General features: G+C 44.7%; 19 protein-coding genes, 1 tRNA gene and 1 pseudogene. 5 read left to right on the top strand and 16 right to left on the bottom strand.

Features of this window, described 5'->3' with window-relative positions; genetic code table 11:
- Positions 1-153: 153 nt before the first annotated feature.
- Together ACEW9J_RS25675 and ACEW9J_RS25680 are read right to left on the bottom strand one after the other, a co-directional pair.
- A pseudogene (locus ACEW9J_RS25675) lies at positions 154-792 on the bottom strand (transposase); the annotation flags it as partial.
- Between the two features lie 296 nt (positions 793-1,088).
- Positions 1,089-1,241, bottom strand: a complete 153-nt coding sequence (locus tag ACEW9J_RS25680; protein WP_373547907.1) for a hypothetical protein — start codon at positions 1,239-1,241, stop codon at positions 1,089-1,091.
- Positions 1,242-1,283: 42 nt separating this feature from the next.
- Here ACEW9J_RS25680 and ACEW9J_RS25685 point away from each other — a divergent pair, with 42 nt between their 5' ends.
- Positions 1,284-1,415 carry a hypothetical protein gene (locus ACEW9J_RS25685; protein ID WP_373547908.1) on the top strand — a complete coding sequence of 44 codons (132 nt, stop codon included), beginning with the start codon at positions 1,284-1,286 and terminating at the stop codon, positions 1,413-1,415.
- A gap of 5 nt (positions 1,416-1,420) precedes the next feature.
- Here the strand turns inward: ACEW9J_RS25685 and ACEW9J_RS25690 are convergent, their stop codons facing one another.
- On the bottom strand, positions 1,421-1,660 hold the full coding sequence (locus tag ACEW9J_RS25690; protein ID WP_373547909.1) for a transposase: 240 nt from the start codon (positions 1,658-1,660) through the stop codon (positions 1,421-1,423).
- A gap of 114 nt (positions 1,661-1,774) precedes the next feature.
- A complete protein-coding gene (locus ACEW9J_RS25695; RefSeq protein WP_373547910.1) occupies positions 1,775-2,032 on the bottom strand; it encodes a hypothetical protein in 258 nt (85 codons plus the stop codon).
- Positions 2,033-2,666: 634 nt separating this feature from the next.
- Here ACEW9J_RS25695 and ACEW9J_RS25700 point away from each other — a divergent pair.
- The 3 genes from ACEW9J_RS25700 to ACEW9J_RS25710 are packed head-to-tail and all read left to right on the top strand — an operon-like array spanning position 2,667 to position 5,776.
- On the top strand, positions 2,667-4,445 hold the full coding sequence (locus tag ACEW9J_RS25700; protein ID WP_373547911.1) for a Mu transposase C-terminal domain-containing protein: 1,779 nt from the start codon (positions 2,667-2,669) through the stop codon (positions 4,443-4,445).
- Between the two features lie 3 nt (positions 4,446-4,448).
- Positions 4,449-5,279 (top strand): TniB family NTP-binding protein, encoded by an 831-nt coding sequence (locus tag ACEW9J_RS25705; protein WP_373547912.1) that lies wholly within the window; start codon positions 4,449-4,451, stop codon positions 5,277-5,279.
- Positions 5,276-5,776, top strand: a complete 501-nt coding sequence (locus tag ACEW9J_RS25710) for a TniQ family protein (RefSeq protein WP_373547913.1) — start codon at positions 5,276-5,278, stop codon at positions 5,774-5,776. Before ACEW9J_RS25705 ends, ACEW9J_RS25710 begins: the two co-directional genes overlap by 4 nt.
- 158 nt (positions 5,777-5,934) lie before the next feature.
- Here ACEW9J_RS25710 and ACEW9J_RS25715 read toward each other — a convergent pair whose 3' ends face one another.
- The 11 genes from ACEW9J_RS25715 to ACEW9J_RS25765 all read right to left on the bottom strand — a co-directional run bounded on the left by ACEW9J_RS25715 (position 5,935) and on the right by ACEW9J_RS25765 (position 21,978).
- A complete protein-coding gene (locus ACEW9J_RS25715; RefSeq protein ID WP_373547914.1) occupies positions 5,935-7,404 on the bottom strand; it encodes an ATP-binding cassette domain-containing protein in 1,470 nt (489 codons plus the stop codon).
- Positions 7,405-7,437: 33 nt separating this feature from the next.
- Entirely contained in the window at positions 7,438-7,842 is a 405-nt protein-coding gene (locus ACEW9J_RS25720) for a hypothetical protein (RefSeq protein WP_373547915.1), read from the bottom strand.
- A gap of 48 nt (positions 7,843-7,890) precedes the next feature.
- Positions 7,891-8,325, bottom strand: a complete 435-nt coding sequence (locus ACEW9J_RS25725; protein ID WP_373547916.1) for a hypothetical protein — start codon at positions 8,323-8,325, stop codon at positions 7,891-7,893.
- A 112-nt stretch (positions 8,326-8,437) separates the two neighbouring features.
- The gene (locus ACEW9J_RS25730; RefSeq protein WP_373547917.1) at positions 8,438-11,164 is read right to left on the bottom strand and encodes a phospholipase D-like domain-containing anti-phage protein; all 2,727 of its coding nucleotides are present in this window, start codon (positions 11,162-11,164) and stop codon (positions 8,438-8,440) included.
- Between the two features lie 14 nt (positions 11,165-11,178).
- On the bottom strand, positions 11,179-12,840 hold the full coding sequence (locus ACEW9J_RS25735; protein ID WP_373547918.1) for a DUF262 domain-containing protein: 1,662 nt from the start codon (positions 12,838-12,840) through the stop codon (positions 11,179-11,181).
- A 284-nt stretch (positions 12,841-13,124) separates the two neighbouring features.
- Entirely contained in the window at positions 13,125-16,211 is a 3,087-nt protein-coding gene (locus ACEW9J_RS25740) for an anti-phage-associated DUF1156 domain-containing protein (protein WP_373547919.1), read from the bottom strand.
- A gap of 123 nt (positions 16,212-16,334) precedes the next feature.
- Positions 16,335-16,946, bottom strand: a complete 612-nt coding sequence (locus tag ACEW9J_RS25745; protein ID WP_373547920.1) for a Uma2 family endonuclease — start codon at positions 16,944-16,946, stop codon at positions 16,335-16,337.
- A 100-nt stretch (positions 16,947-17,046) separates the two neighbouring features.
- Complete coding sequence (locus ACEW9J_RS25750) at positions 17,047-17,622, bottom strand: anti-phage-associated DUF3780 domain-containing protein (protein WP_373547921.1); 576 nt, start codon at positions 17,620-17,622, stop codon at positions 17,047-17,049.
- Positions 17,619-20,339: an anti-phage-associated DUF499 domain-containing protein gene (locus ACEW9J_RS25755; RefSeq protein WP_373547947.1), complete on the bottom strand. Its 2,721-nt coding sequence runs from the start codon at positions 20,337-20,339 to the stop codon at positions 17,619-17,621. Before ACEW9J_RS25755 ends, ACEW9J_RS25750 begins: the two co-directional genes overlap by 4 nt.
- A 51-nt stretch (positions 20,340-20,390) precedes the next feature.
- On the bottom strand, positions 20,391-20,810 hold the full coding sequence (locus tag ACEW9J_RS25760) for a hypothetical protein (protein ID WP_373547922.1): 420 nt from the start codon (positions 20,808-20,810) through the stop codon (positions 20,391-20,393).
- 247 nt (positions 20,811-21,057) lie between these two features.
- On the bottom strand, positions 21,058-21,978 hold the full coding sequence (locus tag ACEW9J_RS25765; protein WP_373547923.1) for a MerR family transcriptional regulator: 921 nt from the start codon (positions 21,976-21,978) through the stop codon (positions 21,058-21,060).
- Between the two features lie 72 nt (positions 21,979-22,050).
- Between ACEW9J_RS25765 and cas12k the strand changes: the two genes are divergently transcribed.
- On the top strand, positions 22,051-23,892 hold the full coding sequence (cas12k, locus tag ACEW9J_RS25770) for a type V CRISPR-associated protein Cas12k (RefSeq protein WP_373547924.1): 1,842 nt from the start codon (positions 22,051-22,053) through the stop codon (positions 23,890-23,892).
- 927 nt (positions 23,893-24,819) lie between these two features.
- Here cas12k and ACEW9J_RS25775 read toward each other — a convergent pair.
- Positions 24,820-24,893: transfer RNA gene (locus tag ACEW9J_RS25775), tRNA-Pro, on the bottom strand.
- Positions 24,894-25,009 lie beyond the last annotated feature (116 nt).

Here is a 25,009-nt window from a genome sequence, read left to right on the forward strand (position 1 = left end):
CGGACATTCAGCGATTGAATACATTAGCACTATCGATCGAGATTTTTGATATATGGTGCGATTGAACCGACAATTACGCTATATGTAGGTGTTGACATTCGATCGAAAACCTTAACTTGTCAGGAATCGGGTTTCCCGACCGACCCAACTCCGCTTTTTTGCTCCTGTCCCTACTAGAAATTTATCACTCTCTTGCATCTGTAAACTCATATCATTCTTTATTCTCAAGACAAAGTATCGCTCTTTATCTTGAATTAGATCCTTGATTCTTTCCAGCTTACAAAATCCTCTATCCATTATGTTGACTCCATTCTTCGGTGTCGCTGCTATGGTTTCTTCTCCATATTTACTGTCATGTCCTTGTCCAAAATGAATTAATATTCCACCTGGCTCTGCTGTTAATAAATTAATACCGCTAAATAGTTTAACTTGGTGATATCCTTCTTTCCATAGCAATTTACTAGTCAAGGATATAATCGTTGAATCAATTGGAAATAATACTAGATTCGGGTCAATATTTTTCTTTTTATTCAGCTCACTTCTTAATCTTAAAAATAAATCATGAAATACAGCTGGATCTCTATTTTTGATAGCCTTCGAGAAAGTTGATATGTCCATATCTATTCCTCTAACATCCAACCTCTTGAATAAATCTCTCATACTGGATTGACTTTGATCCATTACAAAACTCAACCAGCATGACACAAACTTGAAGGTGTCCAGCACTGGATAATCATCTTTGGGAAGGTCGCCCAAGAATTTATTGATTATGTTCGGAAAATTTGATAACATGCTAACTAGTTTTTTGTTTTTAATCACCTCCATTTTATCTGAATGGGGGTCATTTTTTACCAGTTGTTACTATCATTCAACACTTCTGAAATAGATGGTGCAGTTCATGTCTCTGAATCTGCCCAAACTTACAAGGCAGAAAAAATGATTCTCTTATAGAAAGGCTACGCCAACGAGTTAGAAAAACATGGGTTGCGGATAATGAAATTTACCAATGATGAGGTAATCAATAGCTTCCAGGATATATGTAAACAGATTGTGGAATTGCTCGATCTTGTTACCCCCTAAAACCAAATCTATACGCCTATCGATCCTACTTTTTCCAAATCTACTTTGACGATCGCCCGTTCGACTACAGCGCAGGCGATCCACCCGAATTCCTCGTCGAAGACTTCCGCACCCAAGGCAAAGAAATCGTTTCTTGGGACAACTCCCTCAACAAAGATCATCCCATCCTGCAAGCAGCCAAAGCCGAATGTGCAGAATTAGGATTGAATAAATCGATCGCCACCCGCATCTGGAATAAAAATACACTAGAAACTTTCGGTTCAGCTTGGGAAGCAAGGAAGCAGAGAAACTTACAGCAATTTGCGATCGAACCCGCCACACTCAGAATTATCTAACCGACTTAAAAAGTAAACCACAAACCACAATGATTAAACCAATCGAGAGCATTTTCTTCAGTAATAGCCGAGGCTAAAGAGATTGCTTCATCAAGACCAGCAGAAGTACTGGCTTTTGCCGAGCGAAGAATTTCTTTTATTTTTGACCAACATAACTCAATTGGGGAGAGATCTGGTGAATATGGAGGCAAAAACTTAACCTGAGCACCGACAGATTCAATTAATTTTTTAGCAATTTCTGCCATAACGTCTATTCATCCCCAGGTTCACGCCCGTCTCATCAATGAATATCAGGTTTCTGATGTCGATCGGATCGAGCCAACTTCTCCACTCATATCTCAACTTCTGGACTCGCTCACTTAGTTGCTCTGTCGCCGGATGCGTTTTTTTTTACGTCCCAAATTTAAGCGATTAAGGTTACGACTCAAGCTCGACAGGCTGATCTCTAGTCCTATTTTATGTTTTATTAATTCTTGAATTTCTCTGAGATCTATGTCATTTGTCTGAGCCACCATTTTTTTCAATAATTCTTCTTCTTCGACTTTCAGCTTCAATCTCCTATCTCCGCCCTGTGGTAAAGCTTCAATTTTATTCGTCTCTCGGTAACGACGCAGCATGTCTCTAACGAAGGACAAACTCACTTTAAATCTTTTTGCTATTTCTCGCTGCGAACCTTCTTTATTTTTCCAAGCACTGAATACCTTTTTTCATAAATCAATTGAATATGCTGCCATCTCTCAATTTTTTTTAATTTATGATATTCAATTTTACTGTATTTGTGGCGGGTTCGATCGCAAATTTTTGTAAGTTCGTAAGCTGTTTTACATCTAAATCTTTTGACTGAATCCCTTACAGCAAAGGTTCTAGAGGACAAAAAGAGTGTTTTAAATGTTTGACAGCTTACTGCTATATCTGCCACCTTACTCTCCTGATTTTAATCCGTACGCCTTTGGCGGGGCGAAGCCCTATTTTATTGTTGTTTTGTACAGTGACTTATTAACTGACGTGATGACAGATTAGCGTCGTCAGCTCTAAGCTTTGTCCTGTATAGGTTACGTCATTATCTTATCAAAAACTCACTATTTACTTAGTGACACATTAATTGTCGTTTCTCAGCAAAGAGACACTTTATGTGTCATTTTCTGTTTCAGGATTAGATCGACATGATGACGGATTAGTTGTCGCTTTATTTAACTCAAGCTATAATAACATTATGTTTTTATAAATTGATTACGTTTACTAGGCTCACTGATGGAAATAAAAGAACAAGTGATTGTCGAGAGTGCCGATCCTGAATCATTGTCAGCACCAGAGCAACAGACGATTGTTACTGAATTAACCCCTGAAGGGGCAGTCAAACTAGAAGTGATACAAAGCTTGCTCGAACCGTGCGATCGAGTTACCTATGGTCAACGGCTACGAGATGGGGCGCAGAAACTAGATATATCGGTGCGCTCGGTTCAACGGTTGTTCAAAAAGTACCAAGAACAAGGACTGATTGCATTAATTACAACAGAAAGAGCCGATCGAGGTCAACATCGGATTAGCACATCTTGGCAAGAGTTTATCCTTAATACCTATAAAACAGGCAACAAGGGTAGTCGGCGGATGACTCCCAAGCAAGTCGCTATTCAGGTGCAAGCACAAGCTATCAAACTCAATGACAATGAGCCACCTAGTTATCGGACAGTACTGAGAGTAATCGCACCGATTCAGGAACGTGCAGCCGAAGTTAAGAGTATTCGTTCTCCAGGGTGGCGAGGTTCGACTTTATCGGTGAAGACTCGTGATGGATATAACCTAGATATCAACCACAGCAATCAAGTCTGGCAATCGGATCATACTCGCCTGGATGTGATGCTAGTCGATCGACATGGAATCGTTATCGGTCGTCCGTGGTTGACGACGGTGATTGATAGTTATTCTCGCGCTCTGATTGGTATTAATGTCGGCTTCGATGCGCCGAGTTCTCAGGTGGTGGCACTGGCTTTACGTCATGCTATTTTACCCAAGGTATATGAGGCAAAGTATGGACTGCATACTGAGTGGATTACTTATGGGAAGCCAGAGTATTTATTCACCGATGGTGGAAAGGATTTCCGATCGAATCACATCACAGAAATCGGCACACAATTGGGGTTTGTCCATAAATTACGAGATCGACCCTCCGAAGGTGGGATTGTGGAGCGATTCTTTGGAACGTTGAATGAGTCTGTGTTGAGGGCATTACCAGGGTATACCGGGTCGAATGTACAACAACGACCTAAAGATGCGGAAAAGGATGCCCAGTTAACGCTGCGAGATATCGAAAGAATAATTGTGGGGTTTATTGTCGATAAACACAATCAAGCTCTAGATGCGCGGATGGGAGATCAGACTCGTAATCAACGGTGGGAGTCTGGACTGATTGGCGATCCGCCGCTGATTTCAGAGCGAGAGTTAGATATTTGTCTGATGAAAACCATTCGGCGAACTGTGCAAAGGGGTGGGAATGTTCAGTTTGAGAATGTGATGTACCAGGGTGAGTATTTAGCTGGGTATGCAGGTAAAACTGTGAGTATTCGCTACGATCCCAGAGATATTACGACGATTTGGATCTATCACCAGGAACAGAATAAAGAGGTGTTTTTGACTCGCGCTCACGCTCACGATTTGGAAACGGAGCAACTGTCTGTAGATGAGGCAAAAGCCAGTGCTAAACGGGTGAGATCTGCGGGGAAAAGCATTACCAATCAGGCAATCTTGTACGACGTAATCGATCGCAGTGTCGATCGAGAAGCGACGAGTAAGCCTAGTCGCAAACAAAGACGGGAAGATGAGCAAGTTTATAAAAGAGCCGCCACAGTTACCAAAACTGTTGAAGAAATTCAGACGGGTAATTTGAAGCTTGATGCTGCTGAGTTAACCGCGATTGCCGAAGGCAGGTCTGCGACCAACGAACAGACTTCAGTGCCAGTGGTAAGTTCAATCCCCATCGACGATATGGAAGTTTGGGATTACGAAAAAATGCGTGATGATTATGGGTGGTAACAAATGAGTGAAGCACAGAAAATTGCGACCGAATTAGGCGACTTACCGATCGATGGGCAGTGGGTACAGGCAGAAATTAACCGTTTAAATCGTCGGAGCGTCTTACCTTTGGCTCATGTGAGAGAGTTACATGAGTGGCTGGATGAAAAGCGGAAAGCGCGTCAATCTTGTCGGATTGTCGGGGAATCTCGGACAGGGAAAACAATCGCTTGTGAATCATATATGTTGCGGAATAAGCCTCAGCAGACAGGTAGACAGACTCCGGTAGTTCCGGTGGTGTATCTGATGCCACCATCGAAGTGCGGCTCGAAGGACTTTTTTACATCGATTCTTGAATACCTTAAATATCGAGCTGTCAAGGGGACTGTTTCAGATTTTCGGAGTCGCGCGATGGATGTTCTTAAAGCTTGTGAAGTCGAAATGCTGATTGTAGATGAAGCCGATCGGGTGCAGCCAGATACTTTTCCTGAAGTGCGCGATATTAGTGACAAATTGGGGATTGCTGTGGTGTTGGTGGGTACCGATCGATTGGATGCTGTCATCAAGCGAGATGAGCAAGTCCACAATCGATTTCGTTCCCAGAGAAGGTTTGGAAAGCTGCTGGGACAGGAGTTTAAGGATACGGTGGTTATTTGGGAAAACAAGGTAATTGCTTTACCTGTACCGTCTAATTTAGCCAAGGTGGATACTCAAAAATTGCTGTTAAAGGCGACGGGGGGATATATCGGTAGATTGGATGAGATCTTGCGAGAAGCGGCGATTAAGTCGCTATCGAGAGGGCATAAAAAGATTGAATTCTCAATTTTGCAGGAAGTGGCGAGGGAATATACTTGAGTACTAAAATTCAGTTTTGGTTATTACCAGTTGAACCGTTTGCTGGGGAGAGTTTAAGTCACTTTTTGGGGCGGTTTCGGCAGCAAAATCATTTGTCGCCCAGTGCTTTAGGGGATTTGGCGGGAGTAGGGGCGGTAATTGCGCGATGGGAGCGGTTTCATCTCAATCCTTTTCCTTCAGATGCGGAGTTGGCTGCCGTTGCGGAGGTGGTTGGGGTAACATCGGAGCGACTCAGAGAGATGTTAGCTCCAGAGGGAGTGAAGATGAAGTGCGAACCGATTCGATTATGTGGGGCTTGTTATCAGGAGGAGCCTTATCATCGGCTGGAATGGCAGTATCAATCAACGGGAGGATGCGATCGACATCAGTTGCGGTTATTGTCAAAATGTCGTAACTGTCAGGCTAAGTTTCCTATTCCGGCATTATGGGAGGATGGGCAATGTAATCGCTGTAGATTATCTTTCATTGAGATGACAAAGTGGCAGAAATCATACTAGCAAAGAACTTACCAGTTATGATTATCTGCTTGACTATCTTATGGGTAGTTTCCCTTTAACCTTGGCAGCTCTAATCGTGTGATGATTGGCAGTAAAATCACGACATAAGACACCACGATTTAAGTTTTTTCTACACTAAGTTAATTAAAAACTTTACCCTATTGAACAACGGAGTCGCGCTGATATGCCCAAATGGTGATGAACCCAAAGGCAATTCCTGCCCACAGTAGCCAGATTAAATGCAATAAAAGATGACCATCATATAAGGATGAATCAGATGCCCAGAGAGACAACTGTCCATAATGATAGAACGGTGAAAACGCTACCACGGTTTCAATACACTCCTGAATGAATGGAGATACTCCCAAAGATAGCGGCATACCACATGTCATTATCCCAATCGGAATTGAGAACCCAACAATTGAGTCATAGCTTTTGGGATTTACTAAATAACTTAGCCCTAGTCCCGCAATCGCAAAAGGAATAACACCTAAAATCATACTTGCAAAAATTGTAATTTCTGCTGTGATACTTATTTGAATACCGCGCTGCCATATACCTATTGTTAACATTAGTAGAAGCGCGATCGCACACAACAATATTACAGTAACAATTTTTGTTGCTACATATAGTTCAGGCGGCAGAGGAGTTGTTCGTAAAAATTTTAGCCACTTGCCTGTGCGTTCGATGGCGACGCGCTTACCAAGTCGCTCGATTGCCACTATGAGTAGTACTAGACCACTATAGCCAATCAAAAACTTTTTATCACTAGAGGTTGCTGATAATGCAGTTGCAAACAATAAAATTCCTATTAAGAAAGTAGGAGTACGCCAAATTTGAAGTATTTCTACCCATAATTGTTGTTGAAATACTTGCAGCAGATGAGAGCGTGAAATACGCTCGTGGTTTGGATTTGCAACACTGGTTACAGTTGGAGTGACTGTTGTTGGCAGATTGCTTGACAGATTATCCTCCGCTAGTTGACAGTTTTTAGGTGCTTCTGCCAGTTTGTGTAGCGTAATTGTGCGGGTAGCCAGTTGCCCCAACACATTCCAGTCAGATTTATTATTCGTCACCATCAAAATTGTGACTCCCTGTTCTCGACATAGGCGTATTTGCTGCCAAAATTCCTCATAGCCTTTGTCATCAAGGTTTCTAGTAGGTTCATCAAGAACCAGGAGATTTGGACTTCCAGCTAAAGCTAGCGCAAAATATAGCCGCTGTTTCTGTCCGCCGGATAAATTGCTTGCCCATGCGTCTTGCATCTCAAGAAGTTCGACTTTACTGAGTAAGGAGTCAACAGAGATTGAATTAGGGTAGTAACTTTTTACAAGTTGCACCAGTTCTTTTACTTTTAAATTTTCGGGAAGATTAGCTTCTTGTAGAACAACACCCATGTGAATTTTAGATTCAGGTAGTTGAGGTGGCAGTCCCATCAGACTAACTTCACCACTACTCGGTCTGATAATTCCAAGAATGAGGTTTAGCAGCGTTGATTTTCCAGCTCCATTTTCCCCTTTGAGAATAACGAATTCACCTTGATGAATATTTAGATTAATATTCTGTAGAATAGTTTTTTTTGAGAAGCCCTTACTGAAGGTCTTAGATACATTGCAAAGTTCAATCATAATTTTGGTTAATTGCTCCTGTAGAAAGTTAACTTAATGAAAATATTGCATTAACAGCCAAACACCTGTGGATACAGCAACCGCAGGCAAAAGTGGCATTCCAACTAATGTAGTGAGTACCATCAAAGTACCTGCTCCTCCTGCAAATGCCCAAAATTCACCCATTTGACCACCTGTATGGCCAGTGTTCGTGTTACTACAATCGCTCCAAAAGCAAATTTCTGTACCTTTGGTAAAAACGAAAAAAGTAGCTGCAAGACCTATAAAAATTAGCCCAGCGACAAATGATTTACTCACAGAAACATTAGATATCTTTGGCACAAATCCAGAGGATATCTCTATTTTATCTGTGATATTAGGATCTGTATTGAGAGAGTCAGTAGTTATAGAATGAGGAACAATCGGAGATAATTCAGTGCTGTCAGAAGATGAATTCATAGTGAATAATTTGATAAAGATTGGATCTAAATAATCAAGATAAGGCAATTATTTCGCTAATGCCAAAACACTCTTAGCCATAAGCCCAACAACAATCATGATTCCAACAGTCACAAAAACAGGTGCGCCTGCAATCGTGGCAATCGCGGCAGCTACTCCTCCTGCTGCAACGCCAACAGCCGTGGGGTCGAATTTAGGTTTAGGATCTGGTTCAGGGCAGTGCTCCGTACATCTGTTAACAACGGGTTTGGTAACGGCTTCGCCAGCAGAATTGATGGGTTCAGTAACAGTCTTCGATATTGGTGGGCATGATGCTGCCAGTTTTCGATCCCAGTCGAACATTGGATGGCAAGAGTTCTGGACATTGATAGTTTCTATACTCAGGATAGAAGTCCATAGCAAAAAACCTACTAACAAAAGTGATTGAAACCACGGCTTTGATACATATATCCAGGGCTTGAAAAAATTAGATGAGGACTGCATAAAGTAAAGAAACACATTGTCTTGATAGTACCCAAATCGAGCTGTGTTATTGATATGCAAGCGATCGCATCAATTTCGAGAACTGGGGAAATCTAATTGAATAAAACTATTTTTAAGATCTACTAGAAATAGAACCCCAAGGCAAAGATAATCGTTTTACTACATCTCGGCGTGATAGTACCCGCGAACAGAGTTCCCAGCGATCCTTGTCAGGGTCGATCGTGGTTTGATAACGGATCTCGAAGACATCACGGGCTTTTTGGCGGAGGTGGATATACTCATCCATCATGTCTTCTAGCTTTTCGATACTCTCGATCCAGTCATCTTCGATCGAGTCTGGTAATCCACCAAAAATATCGTAGCGGTCTTTCATGCGGCGCGAGATGACTTGGTAGACTCGCTCGTCTTGAGTATCGTGGTAGACCAGATTTAGCATATCGACATTGCGCCGCGATTGACCAAAGCGTTTGATTCTGCCTAAACGTTGTTCTAGGCGGGAGGGATTCCAGGGTAGATCGATGTTGATCAGCGTACCGAGGGTTTGGAGGTTTAGCCCTTCACAGGCGGCATCAGTGGCGATAACTAAGCGGATGCTCCTTTCCTTGACGGCTTTTTTGATGTCGTCGCGTTCTACTGAGGTAAAGTCTTCGCCTTTGAATAGTCCACTTTTGCCAGCACCAGCATAGACACCGATCGGTTCGTTGGGCAGTAATTTGGCTAGTTCTACACCCATTGCGTAGACGGTATCGTAGTACTGACTGAAGATAATACAGCCATGCTCTAGCCAGGTGCGATCGTCGGTGCGGTGTTGGGTGAGAAAGTAACGTACTGCTGTTAGCTTGGGATCGCGGGCTTCTGGTCTGGAGAGTTCTTCCACGATCGTGTGCAAGTGCATTGCCTCTTCTGATGTCAGGGCACTCAAGGCATCATCCAGTAAGCGCACTTGTTCTTCATCATCGAGGGATTCCCGCCTCAGCATCTTTTCGGCGGTCGATCGACCAGAGGCGAAACTCGAACAAATCCTTTGCAGGAGCAATGTCTTCATGAATCCAGCCGCTTTGGTGCGTTTTTGTAAGGCTGTGGTAAAATCTTCAGCGGCTCGATACGCCAGATCGAAAGGATGATTGGTGAGCAAGCCTAGACCACTGAAGCCGACTCCAGTGTATGCGGTGGCTGGAGCATCTGGATTGGGATGGATATCTACACCGACTTTTTCTAGTAAACCAGCTTCTTCTAAGGTTTGGCGGCGACGTAGTACGGTATGACGAAGGATTGGGTTGTGCTGCTTGAAGAATTCGGGGGCGAGGGCTTGGCCGATCGCTTGTTGTTCTAGATATCCCAGGGAGCCGAAACCAAGATCGGTGAAAAATTTTTGTGGGGGTAATCCTAATTGCAACCGGAGGGTCATAAACAGGGCATCTTCATGGGCGGGTGGCAACGGATTTCGCAACCATTCCCAAGCGTCTCGCTCGTCTACAGGTCTTTCATCGCCTTTGACTAGGGGTAGTGCTTGTTCGCAGTCATCCCACTTGCCAAAGAATTCGCTACCTAGCACAAAGTCGGCACCAGCATTGAGGATACGGAGCAGATCCCAGAGTTCGTTTACTTCAGTTTGGATCGGGGTTGCGGTTCCCAAAAGTAAATTACGGGTACGGGAGCCGATGCGGAGCATGAAATCGAGGAGATTATTTGGTTCTCCTTTTTTTGCTCCTAGTCCCCCGCGTCGTCGTGCCTTGTGTGCTTCATCGAGAACGACTGTCCCATACTTACGCCCTAGTAAATACCCGCGCTCCTCAGAGTCATGGAAGATTAACCCCGTAGAAACAATAGCGATCCGAAAGGGACAGTTGGTGATGTCTTCTGGCCCGCGTGTTTTGATAATGTGTCCATTGGGATCGCTCCAGACTTTTCGATTTGATAACCAGACGGCACTGGGAATACCGAGTTTATCGGCTAGCTCTACCTGCCATTGGAGGGTGAGGGTGGAGGGACACAGGATTAGGATCGGGCCATCATCGAGTAGGGCGGACATCATCGCGCTGGCAGCGAGGGAAAGAGTTTTGCCGACTCCCACTTCATCGGCAAGTAATAGGCGAGCTTTACCGTAGATTTCGCGATGTTGGAGGAAGAGGGTGACAAACGATCGCTGCCACGGCTGAAGTTGTTCGCCACCGCGATAGATTGGACTTTCGGCGAGTGCAGCAGCAGGTAATTCGTTAAGTTTGACATCGGGAAAGCGGATCTCGACTCGATCGCCAATCCGCTTGACTTCGGCGAGAATGGCATCGGGGAGGGGGTAGGCATCTGGCCACAGGGCATCAAATTCTTCTTCAACCCAGGCGACTCCTTCCGGTGAGGTGTCTTCCCAGAGGATTTCGTAGTTGTGGGCAAAGGCACTTTTGGTTTCGTTGACAGAACCGAGAAAGCAGGTTTTGGTGCCATAGGCGGCTTCAACGACACCAGCTTTGCCGTGGATAAAGATCCGATCTTTGGGTACAACGCGGATCTCGACTTTGCCGCTGGTCAAGAGTTCGTACAAATAACGGTAGCGATCGCGATACAGCAACGATTCTACTTCACAGGGGACTTGATTCCAGCGTTCTTTCAGTGCCATCTCACGGACGTGTTTGGAGATGACAACATCAGCAGCATCTAGTTCACTATTGCAAATAATCTGCACTGAAGGAATAGTAGCAATTTCTTCGCCTACTAGCTCAAAAATGGAGCTACGAAAATAGCCTGCGATCCGTTTGTAGGACTTGGCTGTTTTGAGTCGATCGCGCAGGAAGGCATGGTCGAGGCGTTGGCGGCGGGAAGAGAAGCGGTTGATGGGGTTCATGTTATTTGGAAATCTTAACTCACGGGGCCTGCCCAGATCTGATTGGCTTTGTGGAGAAGATGATTAGCTCTTTCTTCGATTTCGGCAGCACGCCAATGTGATTGCTGAAGAATCCAGCGATTTAACTCGATGTGTGTGTTTTCGAGTTTGGCTTTTTTGTCAGCAAATGGCATGTTTCCTAGCTCTGGATTGTAAGCCGTTAATGTTAAATTTCCGAAGGTATTGATTAAGGTAGTGTGAATTTCCTCAGCGTTTGCACCAAGTTCATTTCTCCATTCAGGACTGAGTGATTGAGGCAGTAAATGTTCGATTGTTGCTTTAGCGAGATTCACCTCTTCTTTATGTCCAAATGATTTCTCCAGTCTTATCAAAATAAAACGAGTGGTTCCACGCCCATACTGCGGATGCTTGAGGAATGCTTCAGCAAACTCGGTATCTTTTGGAAAGCGACGAGCAGCGGTACCAGATGCCATCGCGTCGTGCAGCCATTGGTACTGTCCAGCTTCTGGAAAGTTTTTTGCCCACTGGATAAATAACTTGTTTAAAGTATTGGTCGCTACGTTACAAACAGATCGTCTGACAATGTAAGATTCAATCAAACCCAGGCATTTTTCCAATTCAATATCGCTGAGTGTCTGAGTTTGGCGAGCATTAAACAGACGGAGCAAAATGGGATAGGAAACTGTTACCTTGAGGGCTTGGATATTTTCTAGGCGATCGCGAATAGCTTTGTTTGCTTCTGGGTTGAGACAGAGGATGGTTGCGTAGAATTCGCCAAATCTCTGCATAGACTTGACCTCTGCTTCAACTTCTTGGGATGTTTCCAGGCTCCTTAGCTTAGTTTTGATGGCTGCATAAATTCCATTTTGCTTAATATCATCTCCATCCTTCATTGTGTAGTGACGGAGAAATTCTGTCAGATTGTCACCAAGTGCTTTTTCTAGAGGTTCCCAATACTTAGAATACACAACCTCTTGCTCTCCACCATTGGAAATTGAATGGCGAAAGCGCATGAGGATATAATTTCGGACTAAATCTGCTTGGGTAAGGGGTTCACCTTTGAAATTCAGGCTCTCGAAAATTAAATACGGATCGTCATCGTTACCCAAATTTATCATTACGACTTGAAGCGAATGTTCGAGGGTCGTTAATACTTTAGTTGGAATGACTGGTTCCCCATCAGCATCGATTCCTTTCTGCAACCGATCTTTGAAAAAGTGATAGGCATCGACCATCGAGCCACTAGTAACAGGGATTTGCCGATCGAGTGCGATCGATCGATAGACATCCCGATCTTTCTGGGTGGGGACAAATTTTAGAGTATCTTCTGGTTCGCGAAAGCCATTGGTTAGGTAGACTTGTTGAATACGGGCGGCAGATTGGTCGTCAAGGCAATCTCGCAAGGCACAAAGAATCAGTGAGATTGTAGTCAGACGTTGTTGCCCATCAATAATCAAATATTTGCAGACTCCGACTGGGATGCTCAATGCTGGAACTGAGACGATCGCGCCCATAAAGTGGGTACCAGCATCACCGAGGTCGTACTGCACCATTAAGTCATCCCAAAGAGATTGCCAATTGGGTTTTTTCCAGGTGTAGGGGCGTTGGAAAAGGGGAATCAGGTTTTGCTTTTCGCCGTTGAAGTATTGAATGACTTTGGTAGGTGAGGCTTCCATGAACAGATGCTGGCGTTGTGTAGAGGATCGAATGCAAAATTATCACATGGGTTAATGCTTTACGCTGATACCCAGATAGATTTAGGGTACCCAGAAGTAGCACCTAGAATAATACATTTTGCCTAAATTAAGTCAGAGTTGAGAATGTTTGCTTCGCGCAGATACCGCCTCCGACTGAAGTCGGGGCTAACGATGCAAAGTCCGCCTACGCGGACTAGGAAATTAGTCCGCGTAGGCGGACTTGGCAACACGAGCAACGATTTCAATCGTTGAAGTATTCGATACTATCCCAACCGTTGATTTTTCACCAGTTCGCGCAACACCCGCGCCGCACTCGCCTCATCGGGGCGCAACCCATCCAGTCGCTTGGCTAGATAATCAGCTAGTTCTACAGCTAGCTCTCGCTGAGTCATATCCCCGTAGTAGTTGGGGATATTAAGGGTGAGGTGAGCTAATACCTCGTCGCTGTCGAGATTTTTGACTAGCTCCATCACGGCATACAGGACGGCGCGTAATACTGACTGATACAATTCCGCACCTTCACCCATTTCGGCACGACCAAATTCTACGGCTGTTCGCAGTCGCGCTTTATTGGCGCGTTGGTCGCCCATTAGGACTTTGAAATCCCGCACTTTGAAGGCTTTGGCAAAGTTTTGGTAGTTGTCGAGGGTTTTAGTCCCACGCGCTTCCATATCCAGCATTTTAAGATAGAAGCGTTCGGCACCACTGAGTTTATCCCAATAGGTTTTGGCGATGCCTTGGGGCACGAGGCACTGGTTGGCGGTATCCACTGCAAAGTTGATCAGTCCATCCACAAAGGTGATTTCTTTTTTGACTCTGGGGCGAATTGCTTCGGCGGTCATGTCGCGTCCGTCGATAATGGCGTAGCGGGTGAGGACGCGCAGGGCGGCGGCATAACCCGCCATCTGGATATCGGCATCCTCAAATACGTTTTCGTCGCGGTACAGTCCTTTTGCCTGTTGGTTGAGTCCAGTCAATTGCTGGACTTGGGTTTCGACTTCTTCCTGAATTTCCCAAGCCAAATCGTCACGGGTGGTTTTATGTTGTCCGAGGCGTTTACGACAAACTAATAGGATTGTGCCTTTAACATAACTGCCTTCGCGCAGGGCACTATCTGTCTCTGTGACGACGTACCAAGCGGCAGTGACTTGCAGCCCAGATGCCCAGACGATGTTTGCCATATCTGCCCAAATTGAACCAGATTGGTGCGTGAACATAATGACTTGGATACCGTTATCCGGCATGTATTCCGTCATTCGCTTATATGATGAAACCATCCCTTGGCGGAAGTTTTCATTTTCACCTTTGATAGCTAGAGAACGGCGACTATCCCAGACCCAATCCGCAAATTCTGGAGGTGGATTTCTGCGGAGCCATGCAATGAAGAATTCAAGAATCTCCTCATATTTAACGGCATCACCATAAGGTGGATCTGTAATGTAAATATCATTTGATGTTTGAATATTATTCGCAGGTTCAGAAATAATAATTCTAGAGGTGTTTTGAAGCGGAAAATTCTTAAAGCTAGCAAGTATAAGATCTCCAGCAAACGATGATCCTCTAGTTCCATAATTATAGAGTGTATTTAAAGCCTGATTATCAAATACCGTCTCAACCTTATCATTTCCAAGAGCACTATTCCACCTACTCAATCGAGCATTTTGATTAAGTACACGACTCCAACCAAACTTCAATCGAGCATCACTTAACTGATTGACAAACGCTGCATAAAGGAGCTGACGAGGGTTGAAGAGATGATGCCAATAAGTCCAACCACGAGTACGAATTGGCTCATCAGTTTTTGTACCTGGCTCAATTCTCATATCTGGAATCCAACCTTGATCTTGCCACTGGGTTATATGTTTTGCAATATACATCTCAACTATCTTTTCACGATTCAAGTCTTCTGTCGTAATTCCCCGAAACTCATACTCATTACATTTACTCTGTGGTTTAGAACGCATCCATTGAATACAATACAGCCGCTCCTGAAGGATATCATCAGTTCTAGGCTTGAAATCTTTCTTCTCCCACGTTCTGAGGCGGTTTGCATTAGTCCCATCCTCTTTACGATAAACTCCTTTTAAAGTATCAATATTAGTTCGATAATCTATTCCATTTACTGTATGTACAAGGTAAGAATCTCTTCCTTTCCCTTCTTTTTGAACTGTCCCTTGTTTCGCAATAGCTAAATCGGCATCTGTTTCTACAACATTAATCTCGATGTCATAACGCTTAGATGTTACATCAGGGACTAGCTTGGCAACGACTTTTCGACTCGTGCTAATAATTAAGCTTGGAATCAGTGGAACCATCCACCCTGTCTGTGGGCAAAGGACTTCTACACAATAAAGGAACACTTTAGCTCGCCAGCCATTCCCATCTTTTTCGACTCCCAATCGATCGATTTCTACTTGAACTTTATCAACAAGCTGCTTTTGATCTTCCGCAAGTTGTTTGTGTCCTCCCTCTGCACCACCAACAATGTTGAATGCACCCCAAGTGAGCATACAGGCGACTGGATTAAGGTCAGAAGCATAGACATCACAACCCAATCTCGCCGCTTCAAAGGGAATTTGTCCCGAACCACAGAACGTGTCAGCAACACGAGGTCGATGACCAAATCTCATGATACCAAGCTGTTCTACCAGTTCAGGAAAAGTTTGTGCTTGGGTACCAAGATACTCGTTCACAGCGTCCCAAATATGATTGTGAACAGTGTCCATCACCTCTTCAGGGCGATAGGATTGCTCCATCCATTCACGGTAGGTTTCTTTTGGCAACATTTTAACTTCCAGATACCGCCGCTCTGAATCTGTCAAATCTTCCCGCCAAGACACTTTCACTTTTGCATACTCAGGTTCAGACCAATCCACAGGTGAAGAAATTGGTAAACTACCCTCTGGCTCCACAATGAAATAATCAGCGATCCGATCGATCGAAAGCTTCTCTAGTATCTCTTTTGGCTTAAACCGTCGTTTCCAGCGAATTGAGAATGAATCATCATCCATCGCCATCAACTTCTCAAATATTTCTAGATCGCGAGTGGGATTGTCAGTAGCTGGCAGTAAGCAACCCAGAACACAAGCCTTATTCAGAATTAGTGGCTTACGCCCTTTCCAATAACTACCCAAAGCCGTCAATGTCTTGCCCGTACCTGCCATCTGTTCCTTATACGCCTCAGCCGAGAGCTTCTGCACAGGTAATAGCCTTTCAATCAGGGCAGGAGCATCTTTGAGCGAAAATGGAGTAACAGCGTGGGTCATTGGGAATCCAGAAACAAAGGCAGAGTAAAGGCTTCGATCGAAAGTTACAATTACCTCAATCTCACCAACATCGATCCTTATCATCTGGCTACCTCGATCGACTGTCAAGGTTACACGCTTCGATCGATCTAATTATTAACCGTCACAACTCCAGCGCACCGATAGTGACAATGCCATTTACCCGATCTTGGATTATGCCGCAATGACCTACCAAATTCTCTCTAGAGTTAATACAAACCCTGGCATCACTTCATTGCAATCGACAGACATAGGGGATTCTAGAATTTCTGGTTCTTTTCCGGGGCGATAGATCTCCACTCGTTTGTTCTGGGGATCTATGAGCAAGCCCATTTTTACGCAGACCCGTTCATATACGAGCATCTTCTTCTGTGTTGGCTTGAGATCGTCACTACTAGAACGTAGCTCGATAACAAGATCGGGAGCTATCGACAAGAACTTTTCAAGTGAAATTCCCTCTAGTCTAGATTTCTCAATCCAAGAGACATCAGGTGACGGTTTTCCGCCTTCAAGTGCTGTGAAGTCATATCCGGTTGAAGAATCAAATACTCGACCTAAATTAGTTTGTCGGTTCCAATACCATACTTGACCTGACAAATCTCCATTCCTTTCACCACTAATCGGCAATGTTGGCGGCATAACAATCAATTCTCGATCGGGTGTCAATTCTAGGCGCAAGTCAGGATTATCGATACATAAGCGATCGAACTGTTCTGATGTGACGGTTAGGGTTGTATTGCTGACATCTAACAATAGTGGTTGAGAGTATGTAAGTGAGACAGGATCTTTAGTAATAATCATAGATTTCTAAACACTTATATTTAGCTGATGAGTATTAATACACACATCCAAAGAGTGTTACTAAATTATATCTCGCTGACCTCAATCGCTCCATCTTTGGTTATTTGGAATCCATGAACAAAGGCAGACTAAACAAATCGAGTTCGACAGGGCGGGGGCGTTTGCGTCTTGGGGACGGCTTCTCTCCATCCGAGAGCGCGTAAAATAGAGCGCGTCGCCAACCGCGTTGAGTATCGCAGGGCAAACCCGCCTCAGCTACCGTCATCGTAAACAGCCACCAGCGTTCCTCTGGCCGCAAAGCCGCCCATTTACTACAAATGATCGGAATTTTATCATCACCCGCCATTTCCGCCGCCCATGCGAGGATACACAGTTCCTTACCGAGTAATCGATCGACCAGATTGATCCCCGTATGCCAGCGACCAGTCAGGATTTTAGCAGCTTTGAGCCTGTCGTTAAACTCCCGACGGGCGGTATCTGCGATCGCCGACCAAGTAGCACGGGTGAGAATTACCCGCTCTTCACCACTGGGAACGCCGCCTTCCAAGCCACGATAACCATAATCTTCGGTAATCACAACCGATCGATTTCGGGCGGCGGGAATCTCGACCTGGAACAGGTGAGATCCAAACGCATTTGATGCCCCAAAATCAACAGTAGTTAGCTTTTCGCTCATTGCTCCACATCGCCAACCTTCAACTCAATCCCTAGCTTACTAGCGAAATCACTCAGATCGTGACCACTAGTAAAGTGACCTTTACGAAACGTCATAGTTACAGGCGTATCCGCTGTGAACTTTTCCAACACCTTGCTCAACAAAGCTTCGATGAAAGCAGCATCCACCGCAATCTCACCCACATTGATACTCATCATCTGGCTACCTTGCCCGACAGTCAAAGTCATCCCCTCAAAGGTAATCGATTTCTCCGCTGCTTGCTTCAGCCCTTCAAAGGTCTTGCTCCGAGAATCAAGCTTGCGCCCAGATTGGGAAACCAAACGGCTCGGCTTGACCGGATCGACCTGTACGCCCCGATTTCCCTTGGCAGGGAACCGGAAATCATTCTTAGCTTCCAGGCTATCGGCTTCAGCAAATACCCGAATTAACACGTCTCCATCACCAATGCCGATCGCACCAGTATAGGGAGTTCCTTCACGGGGTTCGCTACCATCGAGGGTATAGCGAATCGACCCTTGTGGCGAAACTAACAATTCAACCAACCGCTGACCGTCTCGCTCGGTTAGTTCATTACGGAGATTGAGCTTATTCGTCCAAGTGACCGGAATTCCTGTCTCATACAGGCCTGATGGGTCGCAGACCAAAAATGTTACTCGCAACGCATTGGTAGTCAGGATCTGATCTTGGAGTTGGGGACTAGAATCAGTAACTACACCATCTTCGGCATAGTAGATCCGTGGCGCGGGGCCAGCATTTTGGGGGTTAATTCGCAGCCGTAACCGACCATCATCATCGGGTTGAGATTCAGGAATGAACTGTACCGAAGTCATTTTCTTCTTCGGCTTCTTGGTGATATAGCCATTACCCAAATCTTCCCACAGACCACGATTACACGCGATCGTCTTGAGCGTATCCAAGCCCTTGGGCGGCAACCATTGCATCCCCGCTTGCTCGGTATATCGATCGATTACATCCGACCAGCGGGCATCGTCTTGATTCTCCGGCCACAGTAGATCTTGCGCCTTATCCCGAATAGCATCAAAATCTTGCTCGACATCTGGAAATAGCTTCGGTGGATTCGAGATTAATGTTTTCTCGATCTGTTCCTCACCGTTGAATGGTTTAGCACCATCACGAGTCATATCCAGCGGCTTAGAAATTAGTTGGGCAGGTTTCCCCGCCCGTTGAATCGGAAATAATACTTTATCAAAGAGGTTGAGGATGGTGGAGTTGAAATCTTGCTCGTAACTCTGCTGCTTGCGTTCCAGATCCTCCCGCTGAGGATGTCCGGCGGGAATCCGCCCGTCGGCTTTTTTAGCGGCGTACAATTGGCGGGCGGCTTTTTCCACGCTGCCCATCGCCGTCTTATCACCCGTCAGCACACAGATATTATTTTTCTGACTCAAACCCTCAAAAAACTTCTGCACCTCATCAGGCGGGATCTTCGAGTCTGGATTCACGACTAATAATACCCGACCTTTCCGCACTCGATCGGCTACCTCTTCTAGTTTCGGCAATGGCAACACATCGTCATAACAAGTCTTCCGCGTCGCCTTAAACATCTCCCGCAGACGATGGCGAATCAATTCATCCACCTGGTTCGGTGGAGCATCATTAGCCAGACTTTGAAGTAATTTAGTGAGGTTTTCTTGTCGATCGAAGTAATAGCGACCTTCCGGCGTATGATGCACATACCAAGCAACTTTCTCTAGCTCATCAAATGCCGATAGGAAGTCCGAAGGCTCGCGCAAAGGCGAAACCAGACACTCGACCATTTCCTCACGAGTTAGCCCCTTCACGGCACTCACAGCCGTCGATAAACTTGCAGTCAGCAACAAAGCACCAAGCTGGGTAGCTGATTCCTTCCCAGTTTGTAGATCGATCACCTGAGCATGGGCAGATTTTTGGATGTCCCACAGATCCTTGGCGATGACATCGCGCATTCCAGAAATCTCGGTGAGCTTATCGCGCACATCTGAAATAGATAGATCGAAATGCTGGGGGCCAATCAGGAACACATCATTAGCATTTCGTGCCCACACCGATTTCAATAACCGAGAGACTAATTCAATCAACCCACGGGTTTGCTTGAACTGTTCGTTTTCCTTGAATAGAGCAATGACATTTTTCAGTCTGGGGTGAAATGGATAGGTAGCCGCAATCTCATCTGCGATCGCCTCTGCACCCCGATTAGCCGTTTTTGACTTAGCCGCTTCTTCTAGCTTGCGTCCAAAAGCATCCGCAATATCTTCAATTTCCGCCTTGTCTGGCAAACTTACAAACAGACGCTTCCGTAAGATGTCATAAATTTCATTAGCCGCGAGATCGACGGGCGTAATGCTCCGTTCCTGCCGACCAAGCTCCGAACTGGCATCCTTGAGAGCGCGGTTAATCAAACTTGCACCACTATCGTAGGCTGCCGCCAAATCCGAAACCACGACACAGACATTTTTCTTCTTGCCTGCTGCCGTTAATAAGTTCGCAAAGGCACGAGTAGCAATATCAGCAACAGTCCCATTGCCGACCTTTTGAGTATCTAGAATGTGGAAATAGGGCGGCATCTCATCAAGGAGGATCAGAATCGGTAGATCGCTCTCAAATAGTTGCAGCCAGTCATTTTCGTCAGGAGCCTTGGGGCCACTCTCCCAAAAAGATTTGAATTGCTCTCCTTTGCCTAGTTGGTTATACTCAAAACGGCTACAGGATGGACTTTTTATTCAATAGCCTAAGCTTTGCTCCACAAGGGTTTCAACCGTTAGAGTAAAAGTCTAGCTCTCATCCGTGTTTAGTATAGCAATCTCACCCCAAAAAAAGTGCATTGGGCTATTACGACCATTAAAAGCTGCGATATCTGCACTCTCAAAAGCTGATGTATACGACATCCCCGCGCAGTATTTTTCGCGCAGTTCCTGATGCCGAGCCAACAAACCAAAACCAACTAACAAGTGCGTCTTACCGCCACCCATCGCCTGCTTGAGGTGAAAGATCGCTTGAGACGATGTTCCTGCCAAACGGGTCAGACCTTCATCAATCAGATCCCGCATCCCTTGGGTGATGTAAGTCTTCTCGAAGAAGGCTTCACCATTACCTTCACTTTTAATTAGTTCATCAAGCTGCTCGATCTGATCGCTGAGTTTGATCGACAGAGCATTGGGTTGAAGATCGCAGGCATCACGGACAGTTTTCATATTCTTGAGGCGTATATGCCCGAATCGCAGGGTAAAGCATTGGCAACACCATATCAAATATCAGCTTTGAAAGTCCAGATCTTGACAAGCTGATGACGAGTGCAGAGGAATCGATTTATTCTTTAGTTATCTAAAATATTCCCTAAATTCTCTGAAAATGAACCTTGCTAATTTCGCTCAAATCTTTGCGACTCTAGACAATCGACTTCTGAATAGCGATTACTTCTCAATATCTAATCTCGATCGCTTACTCAACTGAATAATTAGGTCGATCGCTGTTTAGCAACTCAATTAAAGCTTGGGGAGTATGAAACGTAGGCAGTACATCGACGAGATTAGACTCATCTCTGATATCACAGAAATAGATAATTTCTCCATCACTAGCATACAAAAAAGGAACCCGATAACCTCGCCAATTACCAACACCATCAAATGAGCCTTTAGAGTATTGTTTTGCTTGCTCCATAGCCAAGTCAAGATTTCCCTTTAGTCTCTTGACCTCAATAATGCCGATTAGCAGTCCACGTACAAACAGGGCATAATCAACAATCCCCGTTGCTACCCGATATTCCTCAACAATGTGACTCTCTAAGCCACCAGTTTCTAGATCCCTTTCATAGTGAATTCTCGACCAGCCCAAAGTGTGCAGCATTCGATCGACGATATTTTTAGCATTTTCTTCTGGCCCGCCATCAATTTCTATAGGGGGAATTATTTTGCCCTTTAAACAATTTATGCGATCGATTAATATTTCGTGGAGTTGGTCTAACCAAAGCGGAATTACTGTTTGCCCATTTATCAGTGCCTTTTGAGCAGCTTCTACCTCAAACTCTTTGATGACCAACCGATCGCCATTATTAATTCGGGTTAGGAAATAACGGCTAGTGGTAGAAGCATTAAAAAATTCTGGTTCTTTTTCCTTGAGAACCCCAAGACCTGCACGAGCTTCTACATAGTCTAATCCAGCAGATAGTAGCTGTGCCATCACCATCAAAGCCACAAGATCGTCTTGAGTATAGAAGACGCTGCGACCTCTGCCAGTCGCATCGACTGTTGGCACCACGACTCCTTGCTCTCGCCAATACTGCAATTGACGTAGTGTGCATCCAGAGATATCGGCGGCTTCCTTACTCGTTAAAAACATTAAACATTGGGATGGATCTGACATAGAAGTCATGTTAGCTCAACGCGCCCTATCAGATCGTTGCTTTTAATAAAAACATCATGTTATTATCACGTTATGAGCATCATTACTATTCATTGTCGTCTCACCGCATCTGAATCTACCCGCCATCAACTATGGGGATTGATGGCAGAAAAGAACACGCCCCTGATTAATGAGCTGTTGAGACTGCTTTCTGAGCATGAAGATTTTGAGCAATGGTGCGAAAAAGGTTGGCTAACAGCAGGTTTAATTAAAAAGCTTGGTGGCGAACTCAGACAGGATAGTCGATTCCAAGGTCAACCTGGTCGCTTCTACACCAGTGCTATTAGCCACGTCGAGGATATTTACAAGTCATTCTTACGAATGCAAAACCAGTTACGTTTTCGATTCAAGGGTCAAGAGCGTTGGTTGCAGATGCTCAAAAGCGATCGAGAATTAGCGCAAGCAGCAAAGGTCAGCTTAGATGACATCCGCAGAGTTGCCAAAGATATTATCGATCGCTACTCATCAGAGGAAGAAAACTTAAATCAGAAATTGTTTGATGCCTATGATGTAGCTGAAGATATCCTAACCCAATCCGCAATATGTTTCCTAATCAAAAACGGATGTCGAGTACCAAAGAAAGAAGAAGATCCAGATACGTTTAAAAAACGTCGCAGAAAAGCTGAAATCAAGGCAGAACGATTGAAAGTGCAAATTGAATCGAGAAGACCGTTAGGCAGGGATCTAACCAACGATCTATGGATTAATACCTTGCTGACAGCAGCATCGACTATGCCTCAAGACAATAGTGAAGCTATGGCGTGGCAGAACCAATTACTCCAACAACATCCGGCTGTGCCATATCCAGTTGCCTTCGGTACGAACGAAGATTTGCTCTGGAGTAAAGATTCTCAAGGTCGTCTCTGTGTTAAGTTCAACGGTCTAGGAGCACATACTTTTAAAGTTTACTGCGACCAAAGACAACTAAAGTGGCTAGAACGCTTCTATCAAGACCAAGAGGTTAAACGGCAGAATAAGGACAAATACTCTAGTGCTTTATTTACCATGAGATCGGGAATGTTGGCATGGCAGGAACGGGAAGGTAATGATGAGCCTTGGCAACAGCATCGCTTAACCTTGGCGTGTAGCTTAGATACTCGCTTTTGGTCAGCAGAAGGAACAGAAGTTATTAGGCAACAGAAGGCAATCGAGGTCAAGGAGATCCTCGCAAAAATGGAAGATAAAGCCGACTTGACTAAAAATCAAGAGGCTTTCATCACAAGAAGGCAATCCACCCTAGATCGACTTAATAATCCTTTTCCTCGTCCCCATCAGCCCCTCTATTGTGGGCAAACTAATCTCATATTAAGTGTATCCATGACCCTAGAAAAGCCTGCTACAGTAGCGATTGTTAATATCATTACTGGCAAAGCAATTGCTTACCGTAGCTTTAAACAATTGCTAGGAGATGAATACCATCTTTTCCACCGTCAACGTAAACAAAAGCAACGTTTAGCCCATCTTAGAAAAAATGCTCAAAGAAAACATCAGGTTATTAATTCTAACGAATCAGAGTTAGGGCAGTATATCGATCGACTAGTAGCAAAATACATTATTGAATTGGCGATGGAATATCAGGCTGGAAGTATTGTCTTACCCGCTCTAACAAACATTAGAGAAATTGTTGAATCAGAAATTAAGGTAAGGGCGGAGGCTAAAATGCCTGGATGTATCGAAGCACAAAAGAAATATGCAAAAGAATATCGAATGAGTATCCACCGATGGAGTCATGCAAGGCTCAAAGACAGTATTCAAGCACAAGCCTCTCAACACAATATTCCTGTTGAGATAGTCAAGCAACCAACTCTAACCAAACCACTCGAAATAGCAGGCGAGATGGCAAAAATTGCCTATGAAAAGCGTTGTGTCCCTTGACGATTAAACGACGAATTCACCAACAGTGCCGCAGTTCATGTTCAGTAATGAACCTCTGTACCGTGTTAAGTGAGGGGTAGTTTGTTTACCAGCGGTAAACGTGCTTTCTGACCCTAATAACTGCCCACCCTGAAGCTGTCTACCATTAGGTGGAGACATAAGGCGCACACCCAGCAACAAGGGGATAGACATATTATAGTGGCGGTTATTGAATCACCTCCGAGCAAGGAGGAATCCATCTTTTTTGGCAGACCTCTAGTGAGGTCTAACTCACTAGGGGCTTTGCCAAAATCATACAATGCGTACCTAGCATCATATGTATACTTATAGGAACAGTAAAATCTGCTACGATAGTGTTGAAATAGGTAAGTTTCTTCAAGCTTTGCCAAAATCATCGCCAGACACCAATACCAGCGATGGTTTGGACTCGCAGAGTTTCAACTACTGTCTCAACGGGGAGAGGGTTGAAAGCTCGTCCGTCCTTATTACAAAGGGAGGCACGATGCTTCAACTACTGTCTCAACGGGGAGAGGGTTGAAAGTTGGCATATTAACTTAATCGGAAATAGTAGGAAAGTTTCAACTACTGTCCCAACGAGGAGAGGGTTGAAAGAAGTTTAATTTCTTGCCATCCTCACCTGTTAAGAGGGTTTCAACTATTATTCCAACGGGGAGATGGTTGAACGCATACGCAGGCCCTCGACCCGATCGGCAAGTAGTGATTTCAATTACTGTTCCAATAAGACGAAAATAGATGGATTGAAAGGCGCACTGCTTTCGAGATTGCTACAAAATTTACGATGAATTTTTAGATGTCATCGATTCTGTCACTGCTAATTCAAAGACAAAAAATATTGTCATGACACTTAATTGGGCATCATGACAATAATGTGTCACTGGTGACAAAGAATGTGTCACTGTACATTAATCGGGATGAGAGGATTTGAACCTCCGACCCCTGCTTCCCGAAAGCAGTGCGCTACCAAGCTGCGCTACATCCCGTCGATCGAATGTATAAGATTATAACATCAAAATCTAATGTCTCGATCGAGCAAATATTAGCGGTGCTAGATTGAGGTCTGAAAAGATCGACATCGATCGAGTTGCTCTAAATCGAT

The sequence above is a fragment of the Chamaesiphon sp. genome (assembly GCF_041737865.1).
In the GTDB taxonomy this organism is placed as follows: domain Bacteria; phylum Cyanobacteriota; class Cyanobacteriia; order Cyanobacteriales; family Chamaesiphonaceae; genus Chamaesiphon.